The sequence below is a fragment of the Pectobacterium atrosepticum genome, from assembly GCF_000740965.1.
In the GTDB taxonomy this organism is placed as follows: domain Bacteria; phylum Pseudomonadota; class Gammaproteobacteria; order Enterobacterales; family Enterobacteriaceae; genus Pectobacterium; species Pectobacterium atrosepticum.
Window position 1 is genome coordinate 1,983,106 of the sequence record NZ_CP009125.1, and the last position, 12,174, is coordinate 1,995,279.

Below are 12,174 nucleotides of genomic sequence, written 5' to 3' on the forward strand. Positions count from 1 at the left end.
AGTTCCGAACTTCTTTGTTATATTTACTGCGTTAGTTAGTCTTTCATAAAATGAATTTGAGGCTGTAAATATGAAAAAAATCGCGTGTCTTTCCGCTCTGGCTTGTGTATTAGCCGTTGGCGCAGGTTCTGCATTTGCTGGTCAAAGTACTGTAACTGCAGGCTATGCTCAAGGTGATGCTCAGGGCGTACAAAATAAAGTTAAAGGTTTTAACCTGAAATATCGTTATGAGCAAGATAATAACCCACTGGGCGTTATTAGCTCGTTCACCTACCTGGAAAAAAATGGTAGTGATGACGGCTTCTACAGCAAAGGCCAATACATGGGCTTCACTGCTGGTCCTGCTTACCGTCTGAATGACTGGGCAAGCCTGTACGGCGTTGTCGGTTTCAGCCATGGTAAAGTAACAAGCAACAACACCAACGGCCAGGATAACGCCAGCAATGACGATTACGGCTTCACTTACGGTGCTGGTGTTCAGTTCAACCCAATCCAAGACGTTGCTCTGGATGTTGGTTACGAACAAAGCCGTATCCGCAGTGTTGATGTTGGTGCCTGGGCTGTTGGCGTGGGTTACCGCTTCTAATCTAACCCTGTAGGGTTTTTACCCTCAGCGTTGGTGTTAGCTGTGTCGAAAGAATCCGCTCTTTTTAGGGCGGATTTTTTTATGCCTGTTTGTCTAAGCTAGCACCGAGTTTATCCAGTAATTTTCTAACCGATCGGTATCTGGTCATGCTTGCCGCCATGGATCACATGCATGCTGTAACCAGTCTGCCATACGATTTTATCTTGACGTTAAGATTCTTTGTGTGAAGATAATGATAATCAGGCAGCAGTAATTTGCTCAAGCTATTGAGGTTATAAATGGTAGTGACATCAACGGTCCGCACGCGGGCTTTTCTGTTCTTCACAATTATTCTATTGGGATTGAATCTACGCCCTGTTTTGGCGGGGATTGGCCCGTTGCTGAATCAAATTCAGGCCGCAACAGGTTTGGATGACAGCATGGCGGGGATGTTAACCACGCTTCCCGTGTTCGCTATGGGATGGTGCGCATTATATGGCGGCCAGTTGCAGAAGCGCCTTGGCGAATATCGGGGAATCACGCTGGGCATCGTGGTGATTGCTCTGGCATGTAGTGCCCGCTGGTGGCTGAATAGCGGCATTGCTCTGCTGGTTAGCGCTGCGCTTGCGGGGATCGGAATTGCCTTAATTCAAGCACTGGTACCGTCGTTTATCAAACTTCACTTTGGTCGTCATAGCAGCCTCCTTATGGGTTTTTATACCACGGCGATTATGACCGGTGCGGCGTTTGCGGCTTCATCGGTTTCTCCGTTGGCAAATGCGTGGGGCTGGCAAAGTGCACTGGCGTGCTGGGGGATTGTGGCGTTGGTTGCAGCGGTAGCCTGGCGATGTATCCCTAAAATCTATACCGCGAAGCAGGATACGGTGGCTGTTTCAGCCACGCGCCGAACGGGAATGGATTGGATGCTGATGGTGTTCTTTGGCATTGGGACGGGCGCGTATACTCTGGTGCTAGCATGGTTACCGCCGTATTACATGCAACTGGGGTTAGATGCGACGCAAAGTGGCCTGATGTTGGGCGGATTAACGCTGACGGAAGTGATTTCCGGCCTGTTGGTGTCAACGTTCATTAATCGTTTTCCCGATCGACGCAAACTACTGCTTCCTATCCTGCTCGTGATGCTGGTGGGGATGATCGGGCTGATTGTGGCTCCGCTGGCGTTTACCTATCCCATCATTATTATGCTGGGAATGGGTATTGGGGCGCTCTTCCCACTGTCGCTAATCGTGGCGTTGGATCAGGTGACTGAACCACATAAAACGGGTTCGTTAATGGGCTTTGTTCAGGGCGGTGGCTACATCCTCGCCAGCCTGATGCCGTTACTCGCCGGGTTTATACGCCAGCATACGGCGGGTCTGGAACAAGCTTGGATGATTATGACGGTTGGCGTGGGCGTATTGATTATCATGGCGACCCGTTTTGCTCCGTTGAAAAAACCGAGTCGTTGAGCGATATATTTTTGTTGTAAGCGAGCGGGTTTCCGCTCGCTATCATGAATCAGTCGGAGGGCGATAGCGCCATAGCCAGCGCCCGCTCATCAGACGGCGGTAATAGAAGAACCCGCGTACAATCCAGTCAAAGAACATCCCCATCCACACGCCGATCACGCCAAGGCCGAGCATCACGCCGAGGATGTATCCCGCGATAACACGGCATCCCCACATTCCTGCCATCGCCACCCACATGGTGTAACTGGCATCTTTCGCGCCTTTTAACCCGGCGGGTAGCACCCAGGATGCAGCCCAGATTGGCATAAATAGTGCGTTGAGCCACAGAAGGTGTTTTGCCACCTCGATCACTTCTGGCTCATTGGTGTAAAACGACGCCAAAAAGCTGGCGCTGGGCACCGACAGTATGGCAAGAGTACATAACCCAATATTGGACAGCCAGAAGATGTGCTTCAGCTGTCGAGTAGACTGCATAATCTGGCCTTTCCCTAATCGTGTGCCAACTATGATAGTGGCGGCTGCACCGAGCGAATTGCCAGGAAGATTGATCAGCGTTGAGATGGAGAAGGCAATAAAGTTTCCGGCAATGACTTCGGTCCCCATACCTGCCACAAAACGCTGGGTGATGAGCTTGCCGATATTAAACATCACGGATTCAATGCTGGCGGGAATGCCGATGCTGAGCACTTCATAGAGGATCGATAGGGTAAAAGGTGCAAAGTAAGACTTGAAGGGAATGCGCAACGCACCGTTAAAACCGTGCATCAGCGTCAGAATAACAAGTACCGCCCCAATGTAACGTGAAATGGTAATACCAATGCCCGCGCCAATAAAGCCGATACCATCCCAGGAAAATGCGCCGTAGATTAGCAGGCTGCTGATGGCAATATTGAGGATATTCATCCCAATGTTGATGACCATAGGCAATTTAGTGTTACCCGCGCCCCGCAGTGCGCCGCAGCCGACTAGCGCAACGGCGACAGCGGGATATCCCCATACCGTCCAGCGAAGAAACGTGAGAGCAAGCACCTTCACCTGTTCATCGGCCTGTCCTGCGATCAGATCGATGATTGCAGAACCGGCGAATTCAACCAGAGCAACTAACAGAAATGATGACAGGACGAGTAATGACATTGATTGGCGAGCGGCAGAACGTGCCTGCTTTCTATTGCGCTGGCCCAGACTGAAAGCGACAACAACGGCGGTCCCCAAGGCGACAGCGGTAAAGAAGGCGATAATAACCATATTGAAGCTGTCAGCCAGGCCGACGGCTGCCATGGCCTCTTTCCCCAACCAACTGACCAGGAAAGTGCTGAAAACCCCCATGAGCACGACGCATAGACCTTCAATAAAGATGGGGAAGGCTAGCGGCGAGATTTCTCTCCAGAAGAGAACGCGGTTGGAGTAACGCTTTTTATACCAGTCTGTATCTTTTAATTTTTTCATGAAACGGTCTTGGATAGATCTCAAGTTTCCCAGTCGGCAAGGTAAACAGAGCCATAAGGTGGCTCGCAAATAGCGTTATTTCTGCACGGTGCTTATCCATACCGTTACTGATCCATTTTGTACGATCGGTGCAGCATGGCTATTTTTAAAATGACGTTTCTATTTACAGAGTATCAGCCGGCAAATTGATGTCCAGCTTGGATTGCTTTCCCAGCATGGAAAGTTGTTGCATGTAGTCATTATTTAATTTAGATTTTACTTAATTAGGTTTACCTAAATTAATGGTGGCACGCATACAATCTGCGATATCACCTTCCTTGCCGACGGAACACCGTGTTGAGTGATGCATTATGACGGGTTTCAACGGCTCAAAAGAGGCTCACGATCATGTCAACACCACTTGCCATTTCACCCGCTCAGGCTCACAAATTGTTAGATGAAGGCGCGATACTTATCGATATTCGCCAGCCGGAAGAGTATGCCCGCGAGCACATTGCGCAGGCGAAATCGCACCCGCTAAATTCCTCCGCTGGATATCCTCTTACTGGAGAGGATAGGGAAGGGAAGGTTGTGATTTTTCATTGTTTGTCTGGCATGCGTTCAGAACAGAATGCTGAGATTCTGGTGCAGTCTGTGTTTCCTGCAACGGCTTTTTTACTTAATGGTGGAATGACTGCCTGGAAAAAGGCGGGTTTTCCAACAGAAATCAATAATAAACAACCAATTGAAATCATGCGACAGGTCCAAATCGCCGCTGGCGCACTTATTCTGAGTGGTGTATTACTGGGTTACAGCGTAAACAGCACGTTCTTCCTGCTCTCTGGTTTTGTAGGGGTAGGGCTGCTGTTTGCTGGAATTACAGGTTTTTGCGGCATGGCAAAATTGTTAATGAAGATGCCGTGGAACGGTGGTGCCAAACGCTGATTTGCCGGGATAGTCCGCGGAGTGTTAACTAACAACGTTAGAAGAATAGGGGCAGTAACATGGACATGAAGAACATTCCGTTTGGTACGACTGATTGGTCACAAATAGAACCCACTGAACATAAGGGTGAGTCGGGGATTGCGTATTGGCGGACACAGCATTTTGATAATATTCGAGTCCGGATTGTCGAATACACCCCCGGATATTTAGCAGATCACTGGTGCTCAAAAGGACATATCCTGCTATGCCTTGAGGGTGAACTCCATACGGAATTAGACGACGGTCGTGTTTTTGTTCTCAAGCCGGGAATGAGCTATCAGGTTGCGGATAACGCGGAAGCTCACCGTTCCTACACCGAGACGGGTGCTAAACTGTTTGTTGTCGATTGATGTCAGGGGGCTAACTCGGAATCACGGAGAGTAGCCCTCGATTTTAGTTAGATCATCTCATCTGGATTCACGTTCGTTGAAACCGAAAAAATACTATATAGACACGCTCAATCCTTTGATGGATAAGGGAAGAACTCGCTTATAAATAGGTTGTTGATATCGATGTTTAATCATTACAGGCAGCATGGTTAACTGGTGTGCCGACTATATTTCTACACTATTCAGGAGTGCGCGATCGTGTCTATCGGAATTGAACTTTAAAACGGGCGTTGTGGCAGGAAGAGATTCGAGCAAAGTAACCTCGATGTGGCAATGTACTCATTTTTCCGTCCTGTAGCGTGTATTCCTTCTCGGCAGGTTTGGCGGCTTTGATCTCGGTATTGGTCAGTGGGGTAGTTATACGCTTTTGTAGTTATATGAGACGGTATAACTAAGCGTATAACTAAATTTTCCGGCTGTAAACGGGGTATCCCGATAGATAACAGGCAACAAAAAACCCGCAAACTCAGTGAGAATGCCACGAGAGAAATTGAATTTGTTTTTTAATGTTATGATTTTTAAATAATTTGTGTTTTTAGTTTTTACATCATAGTCCCAATCGTAGTCCCATAGAGAAAAGTCAGTTTAAAAATGGCTATGTCTCGCCCGTTGTATACGCTGGTTTTAGCGCTGGCTGTGCTGTAAATTTAATTTTGCTTTACGACGCTCCAACACCATCATTTTTCGGGTGTGTTGCCATAAAATCCCATCTAGCAACATAAATTCACGCCACTCGGCCGTGCCCAAAGAAAGAGATCTGTGCATCAACTCGCCGACACGTTCGGCAAGGAGTAGGTTTCTTACTCGTAGCAATTGCAACTGCGTGAATTGCCCATTATCACCCGCCAACGGAAAGAATGCCTGGCGGCTGCGTTCCCCATGTTTCACTGCATTGGTATTACCTATGGGAGCGCCTGCGCCGGTACGTTTCCCGCCCCAGCCAGACGATCTTGATTGTTGGGTGTGTTTTTTGTCGTTTTTCATGGTTGCATGGCGGTTAGTCGGTGGATGTACGTTCGTTAAAGGTTGTCACCATTTTGATGGTAAACGCCTGTGCGTATGAAAGACGCGTAGAATCTGGATCATATTATCTTTCGCGCGGTAGGGGATGATGTAGGGATAGTGCGTTAACACTAGCTCACGCGTTCCTGGCACACGGCCTGGCCTTCCCATTGCTGGCTGTTGCGGTAGTAATTCCGTTAACCTTTGGACTTCATCTACAAACTGGCTGGCAGCCTGTGGATCGTCTTGCGCGATATAGAAGTATTCGGCTTCCAAATTGGCCGCGGCTTTACGCAGCCATTTAATTTCCATGTCTTGCCGTACCTAACTTTTTAAACAGATTGTTCATCTCATCTGATGAGACGAAATCGCCCGCATCGGCTTCTTTAATAGCTTGCTCGATCTCTGCTATCTGCCAGGCTTCCCGCGCAAGATAGTCTTCAATGGCTTGTCCAGCGAGAAAAGAGCGGGTACGTCCCGTGGCTTTAGCCAGCGCATCAAGTTGCGCGGTTGTTTCATCATTCAATCGAACGGACATGACACCCATACAGTTGCCTCACTACATTGTGTGTTTTGTATACATTGTAATAAGGTGAGAAGAGAGAGGCAAGTGACTACTCAATGGTAGCTGGAATGTTGTTCTCTTTGCAGGTATGGATTAGCCGCTGGCGTCTGTTAAGCGAGGCGCGGACGTTCGATAGGTGTGAGCTAGTAACTTTAAAAACATTTAATTACTAGTGAAAAAAAAAGAACATATTATCACTTTTGCAATTTTTAATTGCCCTTATCAATTTTAAGAAAAATATTTCCAACTTCATGAGAATAATTCTGTATTATTTTTGAAATGACGATATGGTCAATGGTTGGTTTTAAAAATAAAACTGTCACAGTAATCTGCATCAAACTAATAGCAGTAGCATGGGCTGGATCAGTCATTCCTGAATTACTTTGACCGACCAGTAATATATCCTCATCAGTTTCACAGAGACCAAGCCTATTTCTCATCGCCTTAGAGCCAGTGTGTATATTCTGACTCGCCCACTTATAATAAGGACGCATGTGTTCTAACTGAACATCTTTCTCAATGGCTCCAAATCCTACTTTATTATGGTTAGGGAAAAGATAAGATGCCCATCCATAATTATCTGCGTATTTTTTACCATATTTTTTTATTAATAGATCAAATTGAACTTTACACTCAGCTACTTCTTCAATAGTTGGACCTTTTTCTTGTAACCGGTGCTCGTACTTTTTGTGTTCCACCATTCCATTGTATGAGTCAACCACTTCGTGTTGGTAAAAGCGCTCAGCACACTCTTTTCCATGCTTTGCTATAAACATAGCTGTAGCCGCTACTTCATGAAGTGCTCGCCATCTCGCATGAGCAGCATCTGCGAATCCATTTTTTAGTAGACACAATATTTCGTTGGCGATATGGCAAGCTCTGGCATGATGTCGAACGACTAAATCAAAAACTAAATCATCTTCAGAGGCAGCCTGTGGTCTATAAGAGTTATTGAATTCTTCACCGGACTCCGTACATATCACTATGAGTGTTTCGAGCAAATCAAAAGCTTCTGCCCATCTTGAAATATTTCTCGCAACAAACTCATCTGAAAGAGAACGATGTTCTCTAAGCATTGTATTAGTAGAGCCAATAAGAGATTTTTTAACGATGGTTGCCATTTCGGGAATTAGAATATTAATAACCTTTTCGATGTCAATGTCGCTAGATAAATCAGAATTCTCATTAAAAAGACTCTCTATGTGGTCAAATAAAATATTATGAAAAGTATCCATGTCATCTCTCGATTAGTTTTAAATTCATATGGCAATATTTATAATACAAGATAAACAGTATGCCAGTTTAAGTCTAGCTATATAGTATTATCTAAAACAATCACAGATATAACCCCCGAGAATATTATCAATGTTTGCTTCGGGCACATAGCAGACCGTCGAGTTTAGCCGATCTCTAGTAGTGTTTGACTCGGTCATAGATCGAAACCGTCCCCAATCTACTATTTTAAGCATGTTCCCCATACCATATCCCGCCGTGCCGACTGCGCAAAAAACCTTAGCATTTCTATACATGCGTACCGACCAAAAAATTGATTTCAAATTGAATAAAATGAGGCGTGGTGCGGGTTGCAGCGAGGTACGCAGTTCGCACAGCAATGTGCACAACTGCGTACCATGTTGCGCATTTTTCCGTACTTGTTCAGTGCCGTTTTGCGCATTTTCTTGCTGGCAATGGTTTGACCCATCATGATTTTTGTGTGCGCAAATTCTTATAGATAAGCAAAAGTGGGTCGGTTCGGTAGGTTCAGTCGGTTCACGCAATCAACTGATTGATAGATAGGATAATTATTTTCAGAATTGAACCGACCTATGGGTAGGTTCACGCGGTGTGTAAGTCGGTTCACCAAGCCAGCCAGAAAAGGGGTGTTTGGTTAGGTCGGTTCAAAATGGCTAAAGTCGGTTCAGGGTCGGTTCACTATTCAAATAAAAATAACGATAAATCAATGTATTAAAAAAATGAACCGACTGAACCTACCGAACCGACCTTATTTTACCTTACGCGTAATTTACTCTTCCTCGTCGTCGAGCGTCATTAGCACCACAAAGCGCGGCTGCTTGCCGTCAATGCGCAGTGATTTACGTGTAATTCCTTTGGCGGGTTTATCCAGCATTCCGGCATCGGCCAGCACCTGCGCAAACGCGGCGGCATTCGCACCTACGGCAATTTCGTTATTGAACACGGCGGGGAAGGTGTGAAACACCAGTGTATCGGCTCCCGGCTTTTTCACCCGATACCCCGCCAGATCCTTGATGGGTAAATCGCGTGGATCAGGGTTGGGGTGAGGTAAATAACGGCTGTAGCCAAACTGGTGCAAAAAAGCATCGGCCTGTTCTACCCAGGCTTTGGCCTCACGGTTGCCCATGCCAAATTCATTTACCCAGGCATAGAAGCTATGCTGTAACGCATCGTGGCATTCTTGCGCCGTCCAGCCGGTAAAAGAGGCTGAGAGCAACAAAGCGGCTTCCAGTACGGCAAAACGTGATGCCACACGCCGCACTTGTTCGCTGGCATCATCGGGTAAGAGTGATAACCAGCGCCGCTCTGTTTCACGGTAGGTTGCCAGCGCATTTTCTTTCTGGCTGGTAAGGTAGGCGATCCACGCCCGACCAACTGCGCCATAATGGGCGTTGCTGGCATCCCGGATTGCGTCGGCATGGGCTTTGCCGTCCTGATAGCCATGAAATACCGCTGCTTTGGTGATTGGGACGTTCAGCAAGCGCACCAATTGACCGGCATTCACCCGCCCCCCGTCAGCGCGGATATAGCTTTCAAGATCGATCTCGCCGGTACTGAACGCCATTGCCCGCCAGCGTTTTAGCTCTCGGTTGCCGCCTTCTCTGGCTCCCTGAATCTTACCCACGCCGTTAAACAGCGCATAGGCGGCATCGGCCACGGCTTTACGATTGCTGCCTTGCCCGATTTCATCCAACGGCATAAAGCCGTCATTATGGGCGGCGGCTTCGTTCACCAGCCCCAACGCGGTGGAATACCACGTTAGTTTAAGCGCGTTAGGATCGCCATAGACGGAAGAGGCGATATTGCCGGTGGTGGTTTTGCCCGCAGAGGAACCGCCAAACAGGTGGACGCCGAACCCGTCCGCGTTTACCAGCCCGATAAGCGGTGCGGCAAAGGCGCAGGTGATCCCCAGCATCATGGAGGGATTACCCTGTGCCAGTGCTGCGACGTTTTCACGCCAGCTTTGCGCCGTTCCGCTGGTGGCATAACCTCTGGCTGCACCTGATTTACCGTTGAACAAGACGGGAATACTTGGTGTACCGATAACGGAACCATCCGGCATCAGGTATGCCCCATGTTGCCAGCCGGTGGCGCTGGCGATTGCCCAGCGGCAACCCGCATGACTGCGACACAAGTGATCGGCCAGTATTGCCCGTAACCCGCCTTTGGCCGTGACTGCCAGCCCACCCGCACGTAATCGCGCCCAGCCTTCACGTTCGCCAATATCTCGCATTGGAATGGCTTCGGTGCGGGATTGGCTCTCACCGCTTGGCGTCCAGCTTAAAACCAGATAACGCTCTGATTCATCCGATCCGATACCCGCTACCGTAATAGGATCAGACAGCCAGCTTTCACGCGCGATAATGTCGCCGCTGTCATGGTCAGTCTTCGGCTCTACCCAATACAGCCCACCATGACGAATATCTGCGTAAGGTTTTAAGGGGGAAGCGGAAGATGGCTGCTGTTTTTGTCCTGGCTGATAAAGTGAAGCAGCAAAAGCCGATATCGATACCGCCGCGCCATGCTGCTGGTAGTAATCATTCCAGTCAGCTTTTTCAGTTGTCGGCGGGAGTGTCACCCAACCGTTTACCGCTAGTGCCGCTTTTTCAGCCGCGATTTTTCCGGTGTTACTACCATCAGGTTTGTTGTCATTGTCCGCAGCCAGGATGATTTTGGTGTCCGGCCAGACTGTACGACAAGACCGCGCAACGTGAATCAGATTCCCGCTGTCTAACGCGCTGATAGCGACACCTTGCATCAGTAACGATGTCGTAAGCGCCGTGGCGTATCCTTCGGCAATGATCACCGTGTCTGTGTGTTCGGGTAGGGTACTAACGGGAATGAATGCGCCTTTCTTGTGGCTACCGGCAATCAGCTTTTTCTCACCATTAGGTTTGATAAGCTGTGCGCCAGTGGTGGTTCCGTCCATGTTTTGCAGCACCAGCAACAGGGAATCATCATCTAAGAGTAGTGAGGGGCGTTGCAGCCCCTTATTCAGTAGATAGTTAGATTGACCGGATACCGATTTCGCCACCAGCGAATTCACCCGTTCGGTAATCGTGCGATTATCAGGCTTCTCACTGGCGGGGGTAATGACGGGCAACGGAAGCGACAGCACCTCGGCGACCTGTTCCGCTGCTTGTCTTGCACCACACTTATTCACTTTCATCACCAGATCCAGCCCGGTTCCTGCACCGCAGTGAGAACAAAAATAAGTGCCACGACCTTCTTTATCGTCAAAACGGTAGCGGGTATTCCCGCCACAGTTGGGGCATTCACTTTCCTGCCGATTGGTCGGGATGCCTAATCGCTGCAAAATCCCTTCCCAATGGCCGTTGGCTTTTGCCCGCACGTCCTGAATAAACGTGTTGCTCATGCGGCTTCGTCCTCCTGCGCTCGGTGGAGCGCATTAAGCCGTTCGGCAAGAATGAACATCAGGATCTCTTTTGCCTGTGGTTCCCTTAACTCCACGATGGCATAAGCCAATGCACGACACTGATCGATCAGTTCTTCCTGTTCCAGCGGTGTGTTATCAAACATGGCGCACCTCCTGCACGGGAATACGAGCAGCGAAAGCAAATGCAAAACACGGAGACAGCATTTGCCGTGCTTCTTGCTCTGAATAGGCTTCAACGGATAGACGACAAAATGTTTTTGCCTGCGGAGAGTAGGGGTGTACCAGAAAGCGATACTGAAATTTAAGGCGAGTTTGGGTAGACTGTGAATCAGCCATGACGTTACTCCTTTTAACGCTGTGGTCAGAAGCCCGGCACGTGTTGCTGCACTGCCGGGTTTCGTTATGTTAACCTTGAATTTAATCAAGGTGTGCGCACAGGATAATTCTTGGTGTGCGCACACGTCAAGCACTTTAAATTTCAATTTTTCAGGCATAGTACCGTCAGTGTCTTTAACGGAGTTAGGCATGGCTACAGGCAATAACAATAGTAAATCCACTAAAAAGGGAATCCGTTTCCCACACGAACTTATTGATGAAATTGATGCCAGCGTAGCGCGTGAAAAAGTAGGCAACCCCAACGCTAATTTTTCTGCGTGGGTATTGGATGCCTGCGGACGTAAGTTAGAAGCGGAAAAAGACGATAAATCAAAACCGTGATTTGAGCGTTTTTCTAAATAGCTGGAGTGCTGATTTTGGGCGTAACAATGCCCGTTCCAGCCAGTGCCAGATTTTTGGAACATCATATTTTTGATTCCGATATGCCGCTATCGCGGCAATAATAATGTATGTGTCGGCTTATGCGGTTTCGGTTTGCTGGTCACGTTCGGCAATGCGTTGCCTTAACCAATCGCTAACTTCATCCTCGAACCATCCTACGCGCCGTAAGCCAACCCGAAACCCTTTTGGGAATTCTCCGGCATTGATCATTTCCTGAAAGCTGCTGTCTGAGCTAACGCGCAGAATGGCTTTCACTTCTTTCTTTAACAGGATTTTTCTGTCTAACAGGTTCATAGCGATATACCTCATCAATGACCGGTCGTATCCGGTCGATGAGGCTATTCAAT

At 48.2% G+C, this 12,174-nt stretch carries 14 protein-coding genes and 1 pseudogene; 5 read left to right on the forward strand and 10 right to left on the reverse strand.

Annotated features, from left to right (window positions below):
- The first annotated feature begins 70 nt into the window (after positions 1 to 70).
- Together ompX and GZ59_RS08660 are read left to right on the forward strand one after the other, a co-directional pair.
- On the forward strand, positions 71 to 586 hold the full coding sequence (gene ompX, locus GZ59_RS08655) for an outer membrane protein OmpX (RefSeq protein WP_011094299.1): 516 nt from the start codon (positions 71 to 73) through the stop codon (positions 584 to 586).
- 278 nt (positions 587 to 864) lie between these two features.
- On the forward strand, positions 865 to 2,034 hold the full coding sequence (locus GZ59_RS08660) for an MFS transporter (RefSeq protein WP_011094298.1): 1,170 nt from the start codon (positions 865 to 867) through the stop codon (positions 2,032 to 2,034).
- Positions 2,035 to 2,076: 42 nt separating this feature from the next.
- Here GZ59_RS08660 and GZ59_RS08665 read toward each other — a convergent pair whose 3' ends face one another.
- On the reverse strand, positions 2,077 to 3,480 hold the full coding sequence (locus GZ59_RS08665) for an EmmdR/YeeO family multidrug/toxin efflux MATE transporter (RefSeq protein WP_039291220.1): 1,404 nt from the start codon (positions 3,478 to 3,480) through the stop codon (positions 2,077 to 2,079).
- 387 nt (positions 3,481 to 3,867) lie between these two features.
- On the opposite strand from GZ59_RS08665, the gene GZ59_RS08670 reads away from it, so the two are divergent.
- Positions 3,868 to 4,404 carry a rhodanese family protein gene (locus GZ59_RS08670; protein ID WP_011094296.1) on the forward strand — a complete coding sequence of 179 codons (537 nt, stop codon included), beginning with the start codon at positions 3,868 to 3,870 and terminating at the stop codon, positions 4,402 to 4,404.
- A gap of 59 nt (positions 4,405 to 4,463) precedes the next feature.
- The gene (locus tag GZ59_RS08675; RefSeq protein WP_011094295.1) at positions 4,464 to 4,793 is read left to right on the forward strand and encodes a DHCW motif cupin fold protein; all 330 of its coding nucleotides are present in this window, start codon (positions 4,464 to 4,466) and stop codon (positions 4,791 to 4,793) included.
- 325 nt (positions 4,794 to 5,118) lie between these two features.
- Here the strand turns inward: GZ59_RS08675 and GZ59_RS24055 are convergent.
- The 8 genes and pseudogenes from GZ59_RS24055 to GZ59_RS08705 all read right to left on the reverse strand — a co-directional run.
- A pseudogene (locus tag GZ59_RS24055) lies at positions 5,119 to 5,193 on the reverse strand (integrase arm-type DNA-binding domain-containing protein); the annotation flags it as partial.
- A gap of 263 nt (positions 5,194 to 5,456) precedes the next feature.
- Positions 5,457 to 5,816 carry a hypothetical protein gene (locus GZ59_RS08680; RefSeq protein WP_011094294.1) on the reverse strand — a complete coding sequence of 120 codons (360 nt, stop codon included), beginning with the start codon at positions 5,814 to 5,816 and terminating at the stop codon, positions 5,457 to 5,459.
- A 45-nt stretch (positions 5,817 to 5,861) separates the two neighbouring features.
- Entirely contained in the window at positions 5,862 to 6,146 is a 285-nt protein-coding gene (locus tag GZ59_RS08685; protein WP_011094293.1) for a type II toxin-antitoxin system RelE/ParE family toxin, read from the reverse strand.
- Positions 6,136 to 6,381 carry a type II toxin-antitoxin system RelB family antitoxin gene (gene relB / locus GZ59_RS08690; protein WP_010286544.1) on the reverse strand — a complete coding sequence of 82 codons (246 nt, stop codon included), beginning with the start codon at positions 6,379 to 6,381 and terminating at the stop codon, positions 6,136 to 6,138. Before relB ends, GZ59_RS08685 begins: the two co-directional genes overlap by 11 nt.
- A gap of 227 nt (positions 6,382 to 6,608) precedes the next feature.
- Complete coding sequence (locus GZ59_RS08695) at positions 6,609 to 7,634, reverse strand: DUF5677 domain-containing protein (RefSeq protein WP_011094292.1); 1,026 nt, start codon at positions 7,632 to 7,634, stop codon at positions 6,609 to 6,611.
- Positions 7,635 to 8,422: 788 nt separating this feature from the next.
- Positions 8,423 to 11,029: a TOPRIM and DUF927 domain-containing protein gene (locus GZ59_RS08700; RefSeq protein ID WP_011094290.1), complete on the reverse strand. Its 2,607-nt coding sequence runs from the start codon at positions 11,027 to 11,029 to the stop codon at positions 8,423 to 8,425.
- Positions 11,026 to 11,193, reverse strand: a complete 168-nt coding sequence (locus GZ59_RS23715) for a hypothetical protein (protein WP_162837369.1) — start codon at positions 11,191 to 11,193, stop codon at positions 11,026 to 11,028. The genes GZ59_RS08700 and GZ59_RS23715 overlap by 4 nt, the downstream gene beginning before the upstream one ends.
- Entirely contained in the window at positions 11,186 to 11,386 is a 201-nt protein-coding gene (locus GZ59_RS08705; protein ID WP_039291223.1) for a host cell division inhibitor Icd-like protein, read from the reverse strand. Before GZ59_RS08705 ends, GZ59_RS23715 begins: the two co-directional genes overlap by 8 nt.
- Positions 11,387 to 11,575: 189 nt before the next feature.
- Between GZ59_RS08705 and GZ59_RS08710 the strand changes: the two genes are divergently transcribed.
- Positions 11,576 to 11,767, forward strand: a complete 192-nt coding sequence (locus GZ59_RS08710) for a YlcI/YnfO family protein (RefSeq protein WP_039291225.1) — start codon at positions 11,576 to 11,578, stop codon at positions 11,765 to 11,767.
- 138 nt (positions 11,768 to 11,905) lie between these two features.
- On the opposite strand, the gene GZ59_RS08715 is transcribed toward GZ59_RS08710, so the two are convergent.
- The gene (locus tag GZ59_RS08715) at positions 11,906 to 12,121 is read right to left on the reverse strand and encodes a helix-turn-helix transcriptional regulator (RefSeq protein WP_010286533.1); all 216 of its coding nucleotides are present in this window, start codon (positions 12,119 to 12,121) and stop codon (positions 11,906 to 11,908) included.
- Between the last annotated feature and the right edge of the window lie 53 nt (positions 12,122 to 12,174).

Excerpts from the sequence above, each read along its gene's own strand:
- GZ59_RS08660 (WP_011094298.1), top strand. The coding sequence starts at position 865 with ATGGTAGTGACATCAACGGTCCGCACGCGGGCTTTTCTGTTCTTCACA.
- GZ59_RS08670 (WP_011094296.1), top strand. The coding sequence starts at position 3,868 with ATGTCAACACCACTTGCCATTTCACCCGCTCAGGCTCACAAATTGTTA.
- GZ59_RS08700 (WP_011094290.1), bottom strand. The coding sequence starts at position 11,029 with ATGAGCAACACGTTTATTCAGGACGTGCGGGCAAAAGCCAACGGCCAT.
- GZ59_RS08680 (WP_011094294.1), bottom strand. The coding sequence starts at position 5,816 with ATGAAAAACGACAAAAAACACACCCAACAATCAAGATCGTCTGGCTGG.
- GZ59_RS08715 (WP_010286533.1), bottom strand. The coding sequence starts at position 12,121 with ATGAACCTGTTAGACAGAAAAATCCTGTTAAAGAAAGAAGTGAAAGCC.
- GZ59_RS08695 (WP_011094292.1), bottom strand. The coding sequence starts at position 7,634 with ATGGATACTTTTCATAATATTTTATTTGACCACATAGAGAGTCTTTTT.
- relB (WP_010286544.1), bottom strand. The coding sequence starts at position 6,381 with ATGGGTGTCATGTCCGTTCGATTGAATGATGAAACAACCGCGCAACTT.
- GZ59_RS23715 (WP_162837369.1), bottom strand. The coding sequence starts at position 11,193 with ATGTTTGATAACACACCGCTGGAACAGGAAGAACTGATCGATCAGTGT.
- GZ59_RS08710 (WP_039291225.1), top strand. The coding sequence starts at position 11,576 with ATGGCTACAGGCAATAACAATAGTAAATCCACTAAAAAGGGAATCCGT.
- GZ59_RS08675 (WP_011094295.1), top strand. The coding sequence starts at position 4,464 with ATGGACATGAAGAACATTCCGTTTGGTACGACTGATTGGTCACAAATA.
- GZ59_RS08705 (WP_039291223.1), bottom strand. The coding sequence starts at position 11,386 with ATGGCTGATTCACAGTCTACCCAAACTCGCCTTAAATTTCAGTATCGC.
- GZ59_RS08685 (WP_011094293.1), bottom strand. The coding sequence starts at position 6,146 with ATGGAAATTAAATGGCTGCGTAAAGCCGCGGCCAATTTGGAAGCCGAA.
- GZ59_RS08665 (WP_039291220.1), bottom strand. The coding sequence starts at position 3,480 with ATGAAAAAATTAAAAGATACAGACTGGTATAAAAAGCGTTACTCCAAC.
- ompX (WP_011094299.1), top strand. The coding sequence starts at position 71 with ATGAAAAAAATCGCGTGTCTTTCCGCTCTGGCTTGTGTATTAGCCGTT.